At 73.1% G+C, this 18151-nt stretch carries 17 protein-coding genes and 1 riboswitch; of the genes, 3 read left to right on the forward strand and 14 right to left on the reverse strand.

What is annotated here, in order from left to right; genetic code table 11:
* Positions 1 to 507 precede the first annotated feature (507 nt).
* From C1I95_RS11910 to C1I95_RS11950, 8 genes are all read right to left on the reverse strand, one after another.
* Positions 508 to 750, reverse strand: a complete 243-nt coding sequence (locus C1I95_RS11910; protein ID WP_111213866.1) for a hypothetical protein — start codon at positions 748 to 750, stop codon at positions 508 to 510.
* Between the two features lie 608 nt (positions 751 to 1358).
* On the reverse strand, positions 1359 to 2138 hold the full coding sequence (gene pspM / locus C1I95_RS11920; protein ID WP_111213867.1) for a phage shock envelope stress response protein PspM: 780 nt from the start codon (positions 2136 to 2138) through the stop codon (positions 1359 to 1361).
* A 23-nt stretch (positions 2139 to 2161) separates the two neighbouring features.
* Positions 2162 to 3031 carry a PspA/IM30 family protein gene (locus C1I95_RS11925; RefSeq protein ID WP_111213868.1) on the reverse strand — a complete coding sequence of 290 codons (870 nt, stop codon included), beginning with the start codon at positions 3029 to 3031 and terminating at the stop codon, positions 2162 to 2164.
* A 186-nt stretch (positions 3032 to 3217) separates the two neighbouring features.
* On the reverse strand, positions 3218 to 3676 hold the full coding sequence (locus C1I95_RS11930) for a helix-turn-helix domain-containing protein (RefSeq protein WP_111213869.1): 459 nt from the start codon (positions 3674 to 3676) through the stop codon (positions 3218 to 3220).
* A 225-nt stretch (positions 3677 to 3901) separates the two neighbouring features.
* Positions 3902 to 4414 (reverse strand): CinA family protein, encoded by a 513-nt coding sequence (locus C1I95_RS11935; RefSeq protein WP_111213870.1) that lies wholly within the window; start codon positions 4412 to 4414, stop codon positions 3902 to 3904.
* A 79-nt stretch (positions 4415 to 4493) separates the two neighbouring features.
* Complete coding sequence (gene pgsA / locus C1I95_RS11940; protein WP_111213871.1) at positions 4494 to 5087, reverse strand: CDP-diacylglycerol--glycerol-3-phosphate 3-phosphatidyltransferase; 594 nt, start codon at positions 5085 to 5087, stop codon at positions 4494 to 4496.
* 56 nt (positions 5088 to 5143) lie between these two features.
* Entirely contained in the window at positions 5144 to 6631 is a 1488-nt protein-coding gene (gene rimO / locus C1I95_RS11945; RefSeq protein ID WP_111213872.1) for a 30S ribosomal protein S12 methylthiotransferase RimO, read from the reverse strand.
* A gap of 50 nt (positions 6632 to 6681) precedes the next feature.
* On the reverse strand, positions 6682 to 7605 hold the full coding sequence (locus C1I95_RS11950; protein WP_111213873.1) for an ornithine cyclodeaminase family protein: 924 nt from the start codon (positions 7603 to 7605) through the stop codon (positions 6682 to 6684).
* A gap of 92 nt (positions 7606 to 7697) precedes the next feature.
* A riboswitch (guanidine-III (ykkC-III) riboswitch) is annotated at positions 7698 to 7764 on the forward strand.
* 59 nt (positions 7765 to 7823) lie between these two features.
* Here C1I95_RS11950 and C1I95_RS11955 point away from each other — a divergent pair.
* On the forward strand, positions 7824 to 8138 hold the full coding sequence (locus tag C1I95_RS11955) for a DMT family transporter (RefSeq protein WP_111213874.1): 315 nt from the start codon (positions 7824 to 7826) through the stop codon (positions 8136 to 8138).
* Between the two features lie 19 nt (positions 8139 to 8157).
* Here C1I95_RS11955 and C1I95_RS11960 read toward each other — a convergent pair whose 3' ends face one another.
* On the reverse strand, positions 8158 to 8538 hold the full coding sequence (locus C1I95_RS11960) for a VOC family protein (protein ID WP_111213875.1): 381 nt from the start codon (positions 8536 to 8538) through the stop codon (positions 8158 to 8160).
* Complete coding sequence (locus tag C1I95_RS11965) at positions 8535 to 10982, reverse strand: DNA translocase FtsK (RefSeq protein ID WP_111213876.1); 2448 nt, start codon at positions 10980 to 10982, stop codon at positions 8535 to 8537. The genes C1I95_RS11960 and C1I95_RS11965 overlap by 4 nt, the downstream gene beginning before the upstream one ends.
* Before the next feature lie 112 nt (positions 10983 to 11094).
* On the opposite strand from C1I95_RS11965, the gene C1I95_RS11970 reads away from it, so the two are divergent.
* Together C1I95_RS11970 and C1I95_RS11975 are read left to right on the forward strand one after the other, a co-directional pair.
* Complete coding sequence (locus C1I95_RS11970) at positions 11095 to 11574, forward strand: YbjN domain-containing protein (RefSeq protein WP_111213877.1); 480 nt, start codon at positions 11095 to 11097, stop codon at positions 11572 to 11574.
* Between the two features lie 113 nt (positions 11575 to 11687).
* A complete protein-coding gene (locus C1I95_RS11975) occupies positions 11688 to 13241 on the forward strand; it encodes a type III secretion system chaperone family protein (RefSeq protein WP_111213890.1) in 1554 nt (517 codons plus the stop codon).
* Between the two features lie 48 nt (positions 13242 to 13289).
* On the opposite strand, the gene C1I95_RS11980 is transcribed toward C1I95_RS11975, so the two are convergent.
* The 4 genes from C1I95_RS11980 to thyX form a co-directional block, all read right to left on the reverse strand.
* Positions 13290 to 14474 (reverse strand): S1 family peptidase, encoded by a 1185-nt coding sequence (locus C1I95_RS11980; RefSeq protein WP_111213878.1) that lies wholly within the window; start codon positions 14472 to 14474, stop codon positions 13290 to 13292.
* Between the two features lie 70 nt (positions 14475 to 14544).
* Positions 14545 to 16236, reverse strand: coding sequence for a ribonuclease J (locus tag C1I95_RS11985; protein WP_111213879.1), 1692 nt, complete (start codon positions 16234 to 16236; stop codon positions 14545 to 14547).
* A 52-nt stretch (positions 16237 to 16288) separates the two neighbouring features.
* Complete coding sequence (gene dapA, locus C1I95_RS11990) at positions 16289 to 17215, reverse strand: 4-hydroxy-tetrahydrodipicolinate synthase (protein ID WP_111213880.1); 927 nt, start codon at positions 17213 to 17215, stop codon at positions 16289 to 16291.
* A gap of 46 nt (positions 17216 to 17261) precedes the next feature.
* On the reverse strand, positions 17262 to 18005 hold the full coding sequence (gene thyX, locus C1I95_RS11995; RefSeq protein WP_111213891.1) for an FAD-dependent thymidylate synthase: 744 nt from the start codon (positions 18003 to 18005) through the stop codon (positions 17262 to 17264).
* Between the last annotated feature and the right edge of the window lie 146 nt (positions 18006 to 18151).

The following is an 18151-nucleotide window of genomic DNA, read 5'->3' on the forward strand; positions in this document are numbered from 1 at the left end:
CTCACCCACCGCCTCCGCTGGTCAGACTGGCGCCGCCGCCATCAAGCCCGAGCCCGCCAAGCCCACTACACCCGACGCCTCAACCTCGAACTCCAGCCATGATCCCAAACGGCGGCTGCCGTACTAGGTCGAACGGAGCCAGTCGCACCCCGCTGGCCACGATCGGCCCCGCCACGCCGTGACGATCGCGATGGCACTCAACCCGATCGCGGGCCGGGGCGATCGGCTGCCGCGCCGCTTCGCGGCTTGCCACCGGGTACCGGAGTCCAGGCACACGGAGAGCCGGCGGCACGGCAAGCCGCCCCCGGCCCGAAGGCCGGGGGCGGTAAGCCGCACACCGCCGGACAACCACGCGCCACCGCCCGGCCGTGCCAGCCATGTGCCAGTAACCCGTGTCCCAGGCGGTCGACAGCGGTCATGATCGGGCATGACCACACCACCGCTGACCAGGCGATCCGGGCAGATCATGACAGTCGAAAACGATCTTCTAAACTGGAGGTATCCCTCTTAGCTGTCGCCGCGACGGAAGCGCACAAGGTCGGCGTAGTCGTCGCCCGCGACGCCGAAGTTTACCCAGCGGTCCGGCTGAGCGCCGGCAAGCGCCTCTGCCCGCTTGATCGCCTCCAACTCATCGGCAACCAAGGCCAGCTCGCGACCCTGTCCGACATGATCCTCCTCTGACGGATCCAGAGACAGTAGGTTGTCCAGGTCGCGGAAGTTCTCATCGTTTGGATCCTCGACGGTGTGCACCGAGACCCTGTACCGATCGCCCCACGGATCCACCGACACCCCAGCGGATCGCCGCTGTTCCCGCAACCTGAGTCGCGCCGAGGAAATGCTCGACCCCCATGCACCGCCGCAGAGCGCCCAGCACGAACGATCGCGTCAAGTACCGCACCACGGATACTGGGCTCCACATTCCAGAGTCTCGCCCTGCTGTCTACGGAGCGGCGTTGCCGCAAGCCGGCCGAGACGGGTCGTGCCGAATATCGGCAATAGACTTGGTTGGCCGGGGCGCAACAGCGTGAACGACGAGGTCATAGCAGCAACCCGTTCTCTACCCGGGTGCCTTCCTAGTCCTGTGCGACCAGGCTCATGCGGGGCCCGCCCGCCAGGCGGTGTACAGGTCCGCGAGGAAGGCGTCCAGCTCGTCGTCAGACTCAAACAGACCGGCCGAGCGGAATCTTCAACCGAGGTGACAGGCCGGATGCCCAGCCGGCGGGCCAACTCCTCCGCAGCTACGTGCTCGGCGGTGGGCCACTCGGGCATCTGCTCCAACATACGCTTCACCACCTCCACCACACGAAGGCTCCCATTCTCGCGAGGACAGTACCGCTGAGGCCCCGCCGCCGGGCCAGTCAGGGAGTGGCGGTGGGGCGGCCGACGGCGCGCAGTTCGGACAGGGCTGAGGCGAACCCGTGCAGCAGGTCGGTGGCCTCGGTGAGGCGGGCAGCGGCGGGGTGTTCGGACTCGGGGCGGTACTCCTCGGCCAGATAACCAGCGGCGGCCACCACCAGCCGCTCGTACGCGGCCACGCCGGTCTCCAACTGCCCGGTCAGCGCCTGGTGTGCCTCGGCCAGCGGCGCCCGGGCGTCGGCCGGGGCGAGCCGTACCGCACGTTCCACGCTGGCCACCCGGTTGGCCAGGTCGCGTAGGGACTGCTCGGCTCCGGACGCCTCGGCGACGGCCGGCTCGGCTAGGCCGGTCAGTCGGCCGGCCATCCCGGCCATGGTCGACGCGGCCCGGTCCAGCCGGTCCCACGGCTCGGCGGCGCTGGTGCCGCGCAGGGTGGAGCGCGAGTGTGCCCGGCGTACCTCGGCCACCACGGTGGCGCCGGCGGGGAGTCGTTCCACGGCGGCGACCAGGCGGGCCCGGTTGCGGGCGGCGGCCTGGGCCGGGTCGAGTGCGGGCGGGGCGGGCTGCGCCGCCAGGGCGCGCAGGTCGATCCAGCGCCAGGCGGCCAGCGCGGCGGAGGCTCCCGCGGCGGCGGCCCAGAACGCGTCGGCCAGGCCGATGCCGGCGTACGGGGTCAGGATGACGGTGGCACCACCGAGCCCACCGGCCAGTACGCTCCAGCGTCGGGCGGAGCGTCGCAGCTTGCCCAGCCGCCGGAAGTACCGGGTGCGCTCGTCTGCCACCGTCGCCTCCTTGGCCGCCAGCGTCAGCCGGCGGCGGTGGTGTCGCCGGTGCCGCGTTCCCGGCTCATGCTGGCCCTGATCTCGTCGAGCCGGGCGACGGCCGCCGATTCGCCGGCCTGCGCGGCCGGCTGGCCGCCGACTGCGCCGCGTTCCGGGGTGGCGCCGAGCTGCTCGCCGGCCATGCTGGCGCGGATCTGGTCCAGCCGGGCCGAGCCGGCAGTGTCCAGGGTGGCCTTCTGGATCTCCAGCATCCGGCCCTCCGCCGAGTTGCTGGCCAGCTCGGCGCGGCCCATGGCGTTGGCGTAGCGGCGTTCGATGCGGTCGCGGACCTCGTCCAGGCTGGGCGTGGTGCCCGGCGCGGTGAGCGCCGACATGGACTCCAGCGACGCGGCGACGCTCTCCTGCATCTTGGCCTGCTCAAGCTGGCTGAGCAGCTTGGCCCGCTCGGCGAGCTTCTGCTGGAGGATCATCGAGTTGTTCTCGACCGCCCGGCGGGCCTGCCCGGCGGCGCCGAGTGCCTGGTCGTGCAGGGTCTTGAGGTCCTCGGCGGCCTGCTCGGCGGAGACCAGCTGGGTGGCCAGGGTCTGCGCGGACTGCTCGTAGCGGCCGGCCTCGGCCTCGTCGCCCTTGGCCCGGGACTGGTCGGCGAGGACCAGCGCCTGCCGGGCGTTGGACTGCAACCGCTCGACGTCGGACATCTGCCGGGACAACTTCATCTCCAGCTGGCGCTGGTTACCGATCACCGCTGCGGCCTGCTGGACGAGCCCCTGGTGCTGCCGGTGCGCTTCGTCGATGGCCTGCTGGAGCTGCACCTTCGGGTCGGCGTGCTCGTCGATTCGGGCGCCGAACAGCGCCATCAGGTACTTCCAACCCTTGACGAACGGGTTCGCCATCTCCGCGGTATCCCCTCAATAACGTCGCTGCGCCTGCCCCCACGTTGGGTGGCCCAGCTCGGCCACCGGCGATGGTGGATCCATCGTCCCAGCCAAGCGCCAGCACGGCATCCGTACCGGCGAGAGCGGGAACGTTCCCGATCAAGCCTACGCGGCCCGTGCCACCGCGACCATCGGCCGCCGGGCTCAGGCGGCGCAGACCACGTCCCGGTCGGTACGGTCGGCGGGCCGGACCCGGGCCGTGCGCAGGGTGGCCTTGAGCGGGGAGTCCTGCCGCACGGAGACGGCGACGGTGCCGTCCGAGCTGACCTGGCGTACGCCCCGACCGGTGGCCTTCTGCACGGGCGCGGCGGCGACCGTCGTCGCCTCGGCCGGCTCGTCCTGGACCGACACCAGCACGCCCGGCAGCTGCTCAGCGAGCGCGACCGTATCGCTGACCTCACGCAGCAGCTCGGACAGGCGGGCGCCCAACGCGGCGCAGATCGCGGCGAGCAGTTCGCTGGAGGGTTCCTTCTGACCGCGTTCGATCTCGGACAGGTAACCCAGGCTGACGTTGGCGGCGGAAGAGACTTCGCGCAGCGTGCGGTGCTGCCCCTGCCGGCGCGCCCGTAGTGCGTCACCGATCACCCGGCGTAGCAGGACCATCGCACCTCCCCTGAGGGACACAGTTCGCCCGGCATGCCCGGCCCGGCATGCGCGGCACCGGTTCCGGTCGTCGGAGCCTTCCCGCAACCGTACCCGCTGCGGGCCGCCACGACATCCCACCCCGCCCCGGGTACCTCACCGCGTTGCTTCCGGCCCGGCCGGGACGGGCCGCCGGACCACCGGACCGCCGGCCCGATTGGTTCCCTGCTGTCCGGTTCGACGGTCTCAGCGGTGGCCCGGCCCGACGGCCGGCATCCCGGCGCTATCGGGGGCCTGGACATGGTCTTCGAGCAGCCGCAGCGCCTCGGTCACCGCCGCCGTCCTGATGTGCTCCCGCCCACCGTCGAGGTCGAGTTGCCGCACCTCGGTGCCGTGTGGGCCGGCCACCGCGACGAAGACCAGCCCGACCGACTTGCCGTCCTGGGGTTCCGGGCCGGCCACCCCCGTGGTGGCCAAGCCCCAGTCGGCCCCGCAGCGTCGCCGCCCGCCCTCGGCGAGCGCCAAGGCCACGTCCGGGTCGACCGGGCCGCGCTCGGCGAGCAGCTCCGCCGGTACGCCGGCCAGCCGTTCCTTCAGCTCGGTGGCGTAGACCACCAGCCCACCCCGGTAGACGGCGCTCGCCCCCGCGATGTCGACGATCGTGGCGGCCAGCAGCCCGCCGGTCAGCGACTCGACGGTGGCCACCGTCTCCCGCAGATCGGTGAGGCGGTGCACCACGCCGGCCGCCGCGCTGCCCATCGCCCCGTCGGCTTCTCTCCTGCTCACGCCTCGCATCCTGCCCCACGAGGCGACGGTCCACCCACCGCAGCGCCGGGTCTCAGGCGGCGGTGCGGCGTAGCCGCAGGGCCTGGGCGATGTAGTCGAAGCCGGTGACGACGGTGACGGCCACCGCCGCGGCCATGATCCAGGGGCCGACCGCGGCGAGGGCGGCCGGCATCGGCCACAGGTACCAGGCGATGGCCAGGATCTGTAGGGCAGTCTTGATCTTCCCGCCCCGACTCGCGGCGATCACCCCGCGCCGGATCACCCAAAACCGCAGGGCCGTGATGCCCAGCTCACGGGCGAGGATGACGGCCGTCACCCACCACGGCAGCCGGTCGTAGAAGGACAGCAGCAGCAGGGCGGCACCGGTGAGCGCCTTGTCGGCGATCGGGTCGGCGACCTTGCCGACCGCGGTGACGAGCCCGAACCGGCGGGCGATCCAACCGTCGACCAGATCCGTCACCGAGGCGACGGCGAAGATCACACAGGCGATGACCTGCCAGCCGGGGCGCGTCATGCCCGAGACGACCACCGAGGCGGCGAACACCGGCACCAGCACCAGCCGCAGCGCGGTCAGGGCGTTGGCCGCGTTGACCACCGGCACCCGGGCCACCACCGGTGCCGGCGCGGACTCCGCCGCCTCGGTCATCGGCCCGCTCTCGGGCACCACACCTGGTCGCTCCCCCGCCTCTTCCCGGCCCGCTGTCACCGGGTCGCGCCGGGCGCCGCCGAGATCATCTCGTCCGGTACAGCGACCAGGTCGACGCCCTCGGTGCCGGTCACCGTGGCCCGCACCAGGTCACCCGGGCGCAGCGCGGCCAGGTCGACGCCGCCGCCGTCCGGCGCGACCAGCGTGGTCGAGCCGTCCACCTCCGGTGCCTGGTGCGCGGCCCGCCCCTCGACGACACCGCCGTCGACCGAGTCGACCAGCACCTCGACGGTCGAGCCGAGGCGGTCCTCGGCGCGCTGCGAGCACAGCTCGTCGGCGAGCGCGCTGAGCTTGTCGTACCGGCGCTTGATGGTGGCGGCGGAGACCTTGCCCGACAGCCCGGCGGCCTCGGTGCCGTCCTCGTCGCTGTAGTCGAAGACCCCGATCGCGTCGAGCCGGGCCTCGGTGAGGAAGCGCACCAGCTCGTCCACGTCGGCCCGGGTCTCGCCGGGGAAGCCGACGATGAAGTTGCTCCGCGCGCCGGCCTCCGGTGCCAGCGCTCGCGCCGAGGCCAGCAGCTCCAGGAACCGGTCGGTGGAGCCGAAACGGCGCATCCGACGCAGCACGGGCTCGCTGGAGTGCTGGAACGACAGGTCGAAGTAGGGTGCCACGCCCGGCGTGGTGGCGATCGCCTCGACCAGGCCGGGCCGGGTCTCGGCCGGCTGGAGGTAGCTGACCCGGACCCGGACGATGCCGTCGATCACGGCGAGCTGCGGCAGCAGCTTCTCCAGCGCGCGGGGGTCACCCAGGTCCTTGCCGTACGACGTCGAGTTCTCGCTGACCAGCACCAGCTCGCGTACGCCGCTCTTGGCCAGCCACTCGGCCTCGGCGAGCAGCTCGTCCGGGGTACGGGAGACGAAGGCGCCCCGGAACGCGGGGATGGCGCAGAACGCGCAACGCCGGTCGCAGCCGCTGGCCAGCTTGAGCGAGGCCACCGGGCCGCTGTCGAGCCGGCGGCGCAACACCGGGCGCAGGTGCGCGGGGGTGTGCTCGTCGACGTCGACGCCGCGGCCGTGCCCGGGCAGCGACACCGCGCTGTCCCGCCGGGCGACCGGGGTCAGCGGCAGCAGCTCGCGCCGGTCGCGGGGGGTGTGCGCGGCGAAGTCCTGGCCGGCGACCACCGCGTCCAGCCGGGCGGAGATCTCCGGGTAGTCGTCGAAGCTGAGCACCGCCTGGGCCTCGGGGAGGCTGTCGGCCAGCTCCCGGCCGTACCGCTCGGCCATGCAACCGGCGGCGACCACCTTGGCCCCGGTGTCCGCGGCGGCCAGCAGCGTCTGGATCGAATCCTGCTTCGCCTTCTCCACGAAACCGCAGGTGTTGACGACCACCACGTCGGCGCCCTCGCCGTCGGTCGTCACCTGCCAGCCGTCGGCGTGCAGGCGGGCGGCCAGTTCCTCCGAGTCGACCTCGTTGCGGGCACAGCCCAACGTCAACAGGGCGACCCGGCGGCCGTCGTGGTCGGGTACGGAGGTGGCAGACACCATCCGAGGGTACCGGGCGTCGGCACCCGGCCCGGCAACGGCAGGGTGCGCCGTCAGCGGGCCGGGGCGAGGACCCGGACCAGACGGTCGAGCAGGAACACCTCGGTGCCGGCGAGGCCGACCGAACAGAAGACCGAGATCTGGTCCGCGCCGGTGCGGCCGGGTGCCGCGCCGGCCAGCACCGCGCCCAGGTCGCGCAGTCGGGACGCGTACGGCGGTTCGGCGGCGAGCATCGGCGGGGCGTACGACTGGGCCTGCGCCGGCGAGTCGCTGGCCAGTACGGCGGCGACGTCCAGCAGGTCGGTATCGAACTCGGCCCGGTCGCGCTGCTTGAAGCCGACCGCGTTGACGTGGGTGCCCGGGGACAGGTCGGCGGCGGTCAGCACCGGCGTCGCGCTGGTGGTGGCGAGCACCACCACGTCCCGGTCGCGTACGGCCGCCCGTACGGTGTCCACCGGGCGGGCCGGGATGCCGAGTTCGGCCCGGACCCGGGCGGCGAACGCCTCCCGACGCGCCGCCGAGCGGCTGTGCACGCTCACCTCGCGCAGCGGGCGTACGGCGGCGGCCGCCCAGACCTGGGTCCACGCCTGGCGGCCGGAGCCGATCACGCCCAGCGTGGTCGCGTCCGGGCAGGCCAGCGCGTCCACCGCGACCCCGCCCAGCCCACCGGTACGCCGGGAGCCCAACTCCTCCCCCACGGCCACCGCCCGCACCGCGCCGGTACGCCCGTCGTGCAGCACCACCACCTGTTCGGTCTCGGGGTGCCCGAAGGTGTCGTACGCCCGGTAGCCGTACCACTGCCCGACCAGATGCCCGGCGGTGAGCACCATCCGCCCGCCGCCCAGCGGCGCGGCGGCCCGGGGTGGGGCGACCAGCCGCCCGTCGTACGCGGCCAGCAGTGCCTGACGCATCGCGTCCACCGTGGTCGGTGCATCCAGCGCGGCGGCGACCTCCGGATCGGAGATGAGCACGGTCATGGCTCCATCGTGCAATTTGAAGCGAGGTTGAAGTCCATGCCGGGTGATCCGTCTCACCCGGGCCGGCCGTCCCGCCCGGTGCTACGGTCGGTCCCGACGGCCCGCGTGGCCGTTCCGGACGAGTCGTGGGCGTACCCGGTCAGGCCAAGACGCCCCGTACCTGAACCCGACTCGTCCCGGCGCTCTGGTGGGCCCGGGCGGCCCGAAGAGGTGACCTGATGGCCTGGATCGTGCTGGTGCTTTCCGGACTGCTGGAGACGGCGTGGGCGATCGCCCTGGACCGCAGCGCCGGCTTCACCCGACCCGTCGCGTCGGTGATCTTCGTGATCACGCTGGTGCTGAGCATGGCCGGCCTGGCGTACGCGCTGCGCGAGATCCCGGTCGGCACCGGGTACGCGGTGTGGGTCGGCATCGGCGTCACCGGCACCGCGCTGGTGGGGATGCTCGCGCTGGGCGAGTCGGCCAGCCTGCCCCGGATTCTCTGCCTGGTGCTGGTGGTCGCCGGCGTGATCGGCCTGAAGGTCTACCACTGACCCGCCGCCGGCGGGCCGGCTACCTGGAGGCGACGATGACCCGGTTACCGTCCGGGTCGAGGACGACCGCCATCCGTTCCCCCCAGGGCTGGTCCGCCGGCTCCGCCAGCACCGGCACGGTCCCGGCCGCCCGGAGCCGGTCGAGCGCGCCGTCACAGTCCGCCACGTACACCCAGAGGGTGACCCGGTCGTTGGTCAGCACCCCCGGTTCCTCCTGCCGGCCGAGGCCGACCTGGCCGGCGGGGAACCGGACGGTCACGAATTCGGGGTCGCCGGTCTCCGGGAACTGGTAATCCAGGGTGCCGCCGAGCAGGTCCCGGTAGAAGGCCACGGCCGCCGGCAAGTCGGCACTGGTCAGGATCGGGAACAGCTCCTGCCCGCCGGCCCCGGCCTCCGTCACTCCTCGTCCCCCCGCAGGCCGGCCAGCACGTCCTCCAGCTCGTCCGGCTTGACCAGCACGTCGCGGGCCTTGGAGCCCTCGGAGGGGCCGACCACACCCCGGGTCTCCATCAGGTCCATCAACCGGCCCGCCTTGGCGAAACCGACCCGCAGCTTGCGCTGGAGCATCGAGGTCGAGCCGAACTGCGAGGTGACCACCAGCTCGACCGCCTGCACCAGCACGTCCAGGTCGTCGCCGATGTCCTCGTCGATCTTCTTCTTGCTGTCCTGCGCGGGAGCCAGCACGTCCGGGCGGAACTCCGGCTCGCGCTGGTCCTTGCAGAACTTGACCACGTCGGTGATCTCGCGCTCGGTGACCCAGGCGCCCTGGATCCGCACCGGCTTCGAGGCACCCATCGGCAGGAACAGGCCGTCGCCGCGACCGAGCAGCTTCTCCGCGCCGGGCTGGTCCAGGATGACCCGGGAGTCGGCCAGCGAGGAGGTGGCGAAGGCAAGCCGGGACGGCACGTTGGCCTTGATCAGGCCGGTCACCACGTCGACCGAGGGCCGTTGGGTGGCCAGTACCAGGTGGATTCCGGCGGCCCGGGCGAGCTGGGTGATCCGCACGATCGAGTCCTCGACGTCGCGCGGCGCGACCATCATCAGGTCGGCCAGTTCGTCGACGATCACGAGCAGGTACGGGTACGGCCGCATCTCCCGCTCGCTGCCCGGCGGGGCCTTGATCTCGCCGTTGCGCACCTTGCGGTTGAAGTCGTCGATGTGCCGGACCCCGTTGGCGGCGAGGTCGTCATACCGCATGTCCATCTCGCGGACGACCCACTCCAGCGAGTCGGCGGCCTTCTTGGCGTTGGTCACGATCGGGGTGACCAGGTGCGGGATGCCCTCGTAGCCGGTCATCTCGACCCGCTTCGGGTCGATCAGCAGCAGCCGCACCTCGTCCGGCGTGGCCCGGGTCAGGATGGACACCAGCAGGGTATTGAGGCACGAACTCTTGCCCGCGCCCGTGGCCCCGGCGATCAGGATGTGCGGCATCTTGGCGAGGTTGGCGACCACGTAGCCGCCCTCGATGTCCTTGCCGAGCGCCACCACCATCGGGTGGTGGTCGCTGGTGGCGACGCGCGAGCGGAGCACGTCGCCGAGCGCCACGTTCTCCGGGTCGGTGTTCGGGATCTCCACGCCGACCGCGCTCTTGCCCGGGATCGGGCTGAGGATGCGGACGTCCGGCGACTTCACCGCGTACGCGATGTTGCGGGAGAGCTGGGTGATCCGCTCGACCTTCACCCCGTGCCCCAGCTCGACCTCGTAGCGGGTCACCGTCGGGCCACGGGTGAACCCGGTCACCGCCGCGTCCACGTCGAACTGGTCGAAGACGCCGGTGAGCGCGGCGATCACCTCGTCGTTGGCCTTGCTGCGGCTCTTCGGCGCGGCCCCGGTGCCGAGCATGTTCGCCGGCGGCAGGGTGTAGTCACCGGCCAGCCCGGTCAGCGCGAGCTGCTCGGCCCGGGTCGGCGCGGGCGAGTGCTCCGGCGGCTCGGCCGGCTTGCGGCTGGCCGGCACCCGGGACGGCGCCTTGCGCGGCAGGCGGATCGTCTCCTGGAGGTCCGCGCCGTCCAGGTCGTCGAACTCGTCCGGGTCGACCGGCGGCGGCGTCCGCTTCGCCGGACGGCGGCGGGCCGGCGCGGCGGGCGCCTCGTCGGTCTCCGGTGGGCTCTGGCCGACCACGCTCCCGGCGAGCAGGCCGAGCCGTTCGGGGATCTTGTTGATCGGCGTGGCGGTGACCACCAGCAGACCGAAGACGAGCAGCAGGATCAGCAGCGGCACCGCGACCCAGGCGGTGACCGCCCGCTCCAGCAGGCTGCCCACGCCCGCGCCGACCAGGCCGCCGGCGAAGTCCCGCTCGCCCGGGCCGGCCGGCTGCTGGCCGATGTGCAGCATCGAGGCGGTGGCGACCAGCATGGAACCCCAGCCGATCAGGCCACGCCCACGGTGCTCGGGGTCGCCGGGCTGGCGCATCAGCCGCCAGGCGCCGATGCCGAGCAGCACCGGCACCACGATGGAGATGGCGCCGAGGAAGAGCCGGACCGTGTCGGCCAGCCGGGCACCGACCGGCCCGGCCGCCGAGAACCAGAGCGCTCCCGCGCTGAGCAGGGCGAGGCCGATCAGCAGCAGCCCCGCGCCGTCCCGGCGGTGCTCCGGGTCGAGGTCGCGGGCCGAGGCGGCCTGCCGGCCGGCGGCACGCACCGCCCAGCCGACGCCGTGGGCCAGGCCCATCCACAGTGCCTGGACGGCCCGGCCGACGTACGCCGCGGGGCCGGGCCCCCTCGCCGTGGTGCGGCGCCGGGCCGGCGCACGGGTCTTCTTCGCCGGTTGGCGGGCACGACTGTTCGTGCCACCGCGCGGCGACGCGCCGCGCCGCCGGCTCGCCTGAGAGGTACGGCCCGCCATAGCATCACCGTAACGGCGGGCCCCGCGATACGCCGGTCTTCCTGGTCGCGTCCGCGTGTCGCAGCGCGGTACCCGCCGCCTGCCGTGATATCCGCTGACGGAGGGGTGCCCGATGGCGTCGCCGGAGTTCGAGGACGGTCCGGACGGCCCACTGGCCGGGCATCCGTCGACGTTGCGCCCGTTGACTCAGGACCTCGTCGCGGCGGTGCTGGCCAACCGGGGGCACGCGGTGACCACCGACGCCGGGGGCGACCTGGTCGGCCGGTGGGAAGACGGCCACATCTGGTTCCTGCGCGCCGGCGACGCCGGGGAACTGCTCCAGGTGCGTACGGTGGCCGGGCACGCCTTCCCGGTCGACTCCGTGCCGCTGCTGCACGAGTTCTGCAACACCTGGAACCGCGACCGGTTCTGGCCGAAGGCGTTCGTCCACGTCGACGACGCCGGCCACGCCCGGGTCTGCGGCGAGGTCATCGCCGACCTGGAACGGGGGGTCACGCCGCACCAGCTGGACCGGCTGCTCGACCAGGGCATCTCGACCGGCTGCCGGCTGGCCGCCGAGGTCGGCCGGTTGGCCGGAACGGCGCGCCCGTGACCGGGCCGGCAGCCGGCGGCGGTCGGCGCCGCGATCGCGGCCGAGCAGCGGGACCAGCCGACGGCGGCGGGCGGGACCGGCGGCCGGCCGACGCGCTGGACGACGCGCGGGACATGCCGGACGGCGAGGCGCGGATCGCCGAACTGGAACGGGTCGCCGCCCTCGCCGAGGCGACCGGCGATCCACGAACCACACTGGACGCCTGGTCCGAACTGGTCGAGACGCACCTGCGCGGAGGCGAACGGTGGCGGCTGTTCGAGCCCGTCCGGCGCTGCCTCGACGCCGCCGCAGGTGACCTGCGGGCCGGGGCCGGCCGCCCGGCCGGGCCCGACGGCGAGACGCTGCGCCGCTACCAGCGGTACGCCGTCGAGGCGCTGCTGGGCACCCCGCGCATCGGCCTCGACCAGGCCCGCAGCATGCTCGACGGACTCGCCGACCCGGCGGCGGCCGGCGCGGACGGCACGGCGCTCGTCACCCAGCTGCGCTGCCGGATCGCCGACCATGTGGGCGACGAACCGGCCGCCCGGCGCTGGTTGGGGCAGTGGCAGGCCGCCAGCCCGGACCCGGCCGCCGGCTGCCCCGGCTGCCTACCCGTACGCCAGGCCGAGCTGCTCGCCGGCTGGGGCGACTGGGCCGAGGCGCTGGCCGCTGTCGAGCCCGTGCTCGACGGTCCGGTCCGCTGCACCGCCCAGCCCGAGGCCGCCCTGACCGGCGCGCTGCTGCCCTGGTTGCGGGCGGGCGAGGCGGACCGGGCCGCCGATGCGCACGTCCGGGCGTACCGCCGGCACCGGGTGGCGCCCGACGGGTTCGGTCACCTCGCCACCCATCTGCGCTTCTGCGCGCTCGGTGGGCACCTCGAACGTGGGCTGGAGATCCTCGTCGAGCAGCTGCCCCGGCTCGACCAGCCGCACGAGGACCTGTCCGTCATGGAGTTCGCCGCCGCGGGCGCGCTGGTCTGCACGCTGGCGGCGGACCGGTGGCACGACCGGGCGGTACGCCGGCCGGCGTACCGGCAGCGGCCGGCGGCCGAGGTCACGGTGGGCGCGCTCGGTGCCGAGCTGGTCACCATCGCCACCGAACTGGCCGGCAGCTTCGACGCCCGCAACGGCACCGGGCACCACTCCGGCCGGATGGCGGCCTGGCTAACCGAACGCCCGCTGGTCCCGCCGGTGCCGCTGCCGGCCGAGACGGCCGAGACCACCCCGGAGCCGGGCGACGAGCAGACCGGGTCGGGCGACGAGCAGACCGGCGAGCCGGACGAGCTGGGCGCGTTGACCGTGGCGATGATCACAGCCGCCCTGGACCGGCGGGGCGACGGGTACGCGCTGGACGCCACGGGCACGGTGCTGGGGCGCTGGGGCGACGCGGTGATCCAGTTCCGGCGGGCCGGGGAACGCGGTGAGATCCTGCACGCCCGGGTGGTCGCCGGTCGCCGGCTGCCGGCGGGCCGCCGCACCGAGGCGTACGCGTTCTGCAACGGGTGGAACCGCGACCGGCTGCTGCCCAAGGCGTACGTGCACGATCCGGGCGACGGTGAGCTGGTGCTGGCCGGCGAGGTGACCACCGACCTGGCGCACGGGGTGGCCCCGGCCCAGGTCACGGTGCTGGTGGACGCGGCGGTACGCACCGGCGTCGCGTACGCGGCGGCGGTCGCCGCCCTGCCCTGAACCACCCCGGCCCGGCCGGGCGGCGATCGCTCGGCCGGGCCCGGCGGCTCAGCGCCGGTTGCTCAGGGCGCGAAAGTTCTGCGTGGTGATCAGGGTCAGGTTGTTGCGTTGCAGGATCTCGTTGACCGGCTGGTAGAAGGTCGTGCCGCCGCGGACGCAGTCGCCCGAACCGCCGGAGGTGACGCCCTGGGCCTGGTTGCCCGAGATCCACGAGCCGCCGGAGTCGCCGGGTTCGGCGCAGACGTTGGTCCGGACCAGCCCGCCGACCAGCCCCTCCGGGTAGCGCACGGTCGCGTTGCGGGCCTGCACGGTGCCGCAGCGTACCCCGGTGGTGGAGCCGGAGCGGCAGATCGACGAACCGGCCGGCACCTCCTGCGAGCCGGCGACCCGGGCGATGCCGCCCCGGAAGTCGGTCACCTCGGGCAGCACCCTGGTGTTGCTGTTCACCTGCACGAAGGCCCAGTCGTCGCCGGGGAAGGACGAGGACCGGAAGACACCCTGCGCGGCCCCGTCGGCGCCCCGGGTGCGGTCACCGACCCGCCCGCAGTGCCCGGCGGTGACGAAGCCGCCGACCACCGCGAAGCCGACCGAGCAGCGGCCGTTGCCGATGAAGAACGGGTCGCCGCCGCGCACGTCGGCCAGCAGCCGTGGCTGCTCCTCGGTGGCCATCCGGACCGCCTGCCGGGGCACCCCGGCGCGGGCGACGAAGCGCCACCCGGCCGCCTCCGCGCCCGGCTCGGCGAGCACCACGACGGTGTTCGAGGCGACGTCGACGTACCAGCCGGAGACCTGCTCGGCCCGCGCGGCGGTCCGGTCCATCCGGCTCTTGAGCGTGTCGAGCTGCCCGACCCCGCGCTCGACCACCTTCGGCACCGCCCCGGCGTCCCGTACCCGCTGCGCCTCGGCCGGGTTGGCGACCGCCACGTTGAGCTGGCTGCCGTCGGCGCTGAGCCAACTGCCGCCGTAGTCCGCGCCGAGTTGCGCCCGGAGTTGGTCGACCACGCCGGTCGCCCAGCGTTCGGTCTTCAGCCGGGCCGCCACCTGCGACTGGTCCAGCCGCAGGTCGCGGCGCATCGCCTCGACCACCTCCGGGTCGGCTCCGTCCACCGCCGGGCTGGTCGGCGCGCTGCGCGGCGCGCCACCGTCATCGGCGAACGACGGCAGGGCCACCGCCGCCGCCGCGCCCACCGCCGCCACCACGACACCGATGGCTGTCAATCGTCTGCGGTCCATCCGCCACGCTCCTCCCGGCCGGCGTGGGTACGCCTGCCGGGACGGAGTACGGGCAAAAGGCCCGAACGGTTCAGACCTCCACGACGGTGGGCACGATCATCGGGCGACGGCGGTACGCGTCGTTGACCCAGCGGCCCACGGTGCGCCGGACGATCTGCTGGAGCTGGTGCGGGTCGGTGATCCCGTCCGCCGCGGCCCGGTTGAGCGCCTCGGTGACCAGCGGGATCACCGCGTTGAACGCCGCCGGGTCCTCGGAGAAGCCCTTGGCGGACAACGTCGGGCCGGCGACCACCTTGCCGGTGACCGAATCCACCACGACGGTGGTGGCGATGAACCCACCGTCGCCCAGAATGCGACGCTCGGTGAGCAGCGACTCGCTGACGTCACCGACGGCCAGGCCGTCGACGTAGACGTACCGGCTCTTGACGTGCCCGACCAGACTGGCCCGGCCCTCCACCAGGTCGACCACGTCGCCGTCCTCGCAGAGCACCACCCGGTCGGCCGCCACACCGGACTCGATGCCCAGTCGGGCGTGCGCGCGCAGATGCCGCCACTCCCCGTGCACCGGCATCAGGTTGCTGGGCCGGACGACGTTGAGCAGGTAGAGCAGCTCCCCGGCGGGGGCGTGGCCGGAGACGTGCACCTTGGCCACGTCCTTGTGCACCACCACCGCGCCGGCCCGGGCCAGCCGGTTGATCACCCGGTAGACCGAGGTCTCGTTGCCTGGCACCAGCGAGGAGGCCAGCACCACGGTGTCGCCCGGGGCGATGGTGATGTGCCGGTGGTCACCGCTGGCCATCCGGCCCAGCGCGCTCATCGGCTCGCCCTGCGAACCGGTGGACATCAGCACGATCTGCTCGGGCGGCATCGAGGTCGCCTCGTCCAGCCCGACGACCAGGCCCGGCGGGATGTTCAGCAGCCCCAGGTCGCGGGCGATGCCCATGTTCCGGACCATGGACCGGCCGATCAGGGCCACCTTGCGGCCGTGTTCGAGCGCCGAGTCGAAGACCTGCTGCACCCGATGCACGTGGGAGGCGAACGAGGCGACGATGATCCGGCCGCGCGCCTTAGCGAAGATCGAGTCGAGGACCGGGCCGATCTCCCGCTCGGGGGTGACGAAGCCGGGGATCTCGGCGTTGGTGGAGTCCGACAGCAGCAGGTCCACGCCCTCCGCGCCGAGCCGGGCGAAGCCGGCCAGGTCGGTGATCCGACCGTCCAGCGGGAGCTGGTCCATCTTGAAGTCGCCGGTGTGCAGCACCAGGCCGGCCGGGGTGCGGATGGCCACCGCGAGCGCGTCCGGGATCGAGTGGTTGACGGCGAAGAACTCGCACTCGAACGGGCCGAGTCGTTCCCGGCCACCCTCCCGCACGGTCAGCGTGTACGGCTGGATGCGCCGCTCGGCCAGCTTCGCCTCGACCAGCGCGAGGGTGAACTGCGAGCCGACCAGCGGGATGTCGGTCTTGTGGGCGAGCAGGTAGGGCACGGCACCGATGTGGTCCTCGTGGCCATGGGTCAGCACGATCGCCTGGATATCGTCGAGCCGGTCGAGGATGGGACCGAAGTCGGGCAGGATCAGGTCGACGCCCGGTTGCTCCACGTCGGGGAAGAGCACGCCGCAGTCGACGACCAGCAGCTTCCCGTCGTACTCGAAGACGGTCATGTTCCGACCAATGGCGCCGAGCCCGCCGAGCGGTATGATCCGCAGTCCGCCCTCCGGCAGCGGCGGGGGCAGTTGGGCCTCCTCGTTGTGCGCCTCGGTCACGCGTTCACCTCATTCTGCGACGCCGTCACGCGGCGTCCATCGTGTCGTTCGATCATTCGGAAAGCGGTAGACCCGCTGCCGCGCAGTCGGCGCGCAGCTGGGCGACCTGGCCGTCGGTGGCGTCCACCAGCGGCGGCCGGACCGGTCCCGCAGGCAGGCCCTGCACCGCCAGGCCCGCCTTGACCAGGATCGTGCCCTGGGTACGGAAGATCCCGGTGTACAGCGGCAGCAGCCGGCGGTGCAACGCCAACGCGGTCGCCATGTCGCCCGCGTCGTGCGCCTCGATCATGCGCTTGGTCTCGGCACCGGTGAAGTGGGTCGAGGTACCGACCACGCCGACCGAGCCGACGGCCAGCGCGGGCAGGGTGAGGGCGTCCTCACCGCTGTAGAACGCCAGCTCGGTGCGGCTGGTCACCCAACTGGTGGCGGTCAGGTCGCCCTTGGCGTCCTTCACCGCGACGATGCGGCCGTGCTCGGCGAGCCGGACCAGCGTCTCGGTCTCGATCGGCACGCCCGCGCGATGCGGGATGTCGTAGAGCATCACTGCCAGCCCGGTCGCGTCGGCCACGGCGGTGAAGTGCCGTAGCAGCCCGGCCTGCGGCGGCTTGTTGTAGTACGGGGTGACCACCAGGAGCCCGTTCGCACCGGCCTTCTCCGCCGCAGCGGCCAGCTCGATGGTGTGTCGGGTGTCGTTGGTGCCGACCCCGGCCACCACCCGGGCCCGGTCGCCGACGGCCTCCACCACGGCCCGGATCAGGCGTTCCTTCTCCGCGTCCGTGGTGGTCGGCGACTCGCCGGTGGTGCCGTTGACCACCAGCGCGTCGGCGCCCTGCTCCGCCACCAGGTGGTTCGCCAGGCGCGCGGCACCGTCGAGGTCGAGCGCGCCGTCGGCGGTGAACGGGGTCACCATGGCCGTGAGCACCCGACCAAAGGGACGGGACGCCGCCCGGGCCGGGGTGTCAAGGTGGTCGTGCGTCATGGTGACAACCTAGCGGACGGCCGGCGGGCGGCCGCCGGGGAAGGGCTCAGGACCCCTCGGAGTGCGTGCTCGCCGCCACCTCGGTGCCGTCGGGCAGGGCCGAGATGACAAAGTCGGCGAAAACGTTCGGCGCGACCCGCTGCAACTGCCGCAGGCACTCCACCGCCAACTCGCGGATCTCCACGTCGGCGTGCTCGGTGGCACGCATCCCGATGAAGTGTCGCCAGGCGCGGTAGTTGCCGGTCACCACGATGCGGGTCTCGGTGGCGTTCGGCAGCACCGCACGGGCCGCCTGGCGGGCCTGCTTGCGCCGCAGCGTCGGGTTGGGTTCGTCGGCGAAGTGCCGTTCGAGGCCCTCCAGCAGTTCGTTGTACGCCCGTACGCTCGCCTCGGCCGCCTCGACGAACCGCTTGTGCAGCTCCGGGTCCTCGGCGATCACCGTCGGCTCGACCATCGCCGCGTCCCGCTCCGGCACGTACCGCTGGGACAGCTGCGAGTACGAGAAGTGCCGGTGCCGGATCAGCTCGTGGGTGAACGACCGGGACACCCCGGTGAAGTAGAAACTCACCGACCCGTGCTCCAGCACGGAGAGGTGACCGACCTCCAGGATGTGCGCCAGGTAACCGGCGTTGGTCGCGGTGGCCGGGTTCGGCTTCTTCCAGCTCTGGTAGCAGGCCCGGCCGGCGAACTCGGCGAGCGCCTGGCCCCCGTCCGCGTCGGTCGACCAGGGCACGTCCTCCGGCGGCTCGAAGTGGGTCCACGCGATCAACTTGACCTGGGGCTGCACCATCTCCGGCATGCCGCGACTGTAGTCGCACGCCCCTGCCGACCCAACTCCGGCTCGCCCCATCTGCAACCTCCGTCACGGCCCCGGCCGCTGACCGGGAGTCAGCGCTAAGAGCGACCGGTCGCTCTAAGCCCGGCCGGGGCCGGTTC

Source organism: Micromonospora craterilacus (assembly GCF_003236315.1).
Lineage (GTDB): Bacteria > Actinomycetota > Actinomycetes > Mycobacteriales > Micromonosporaceae > Micromonospora > Micromonospora craterilacus.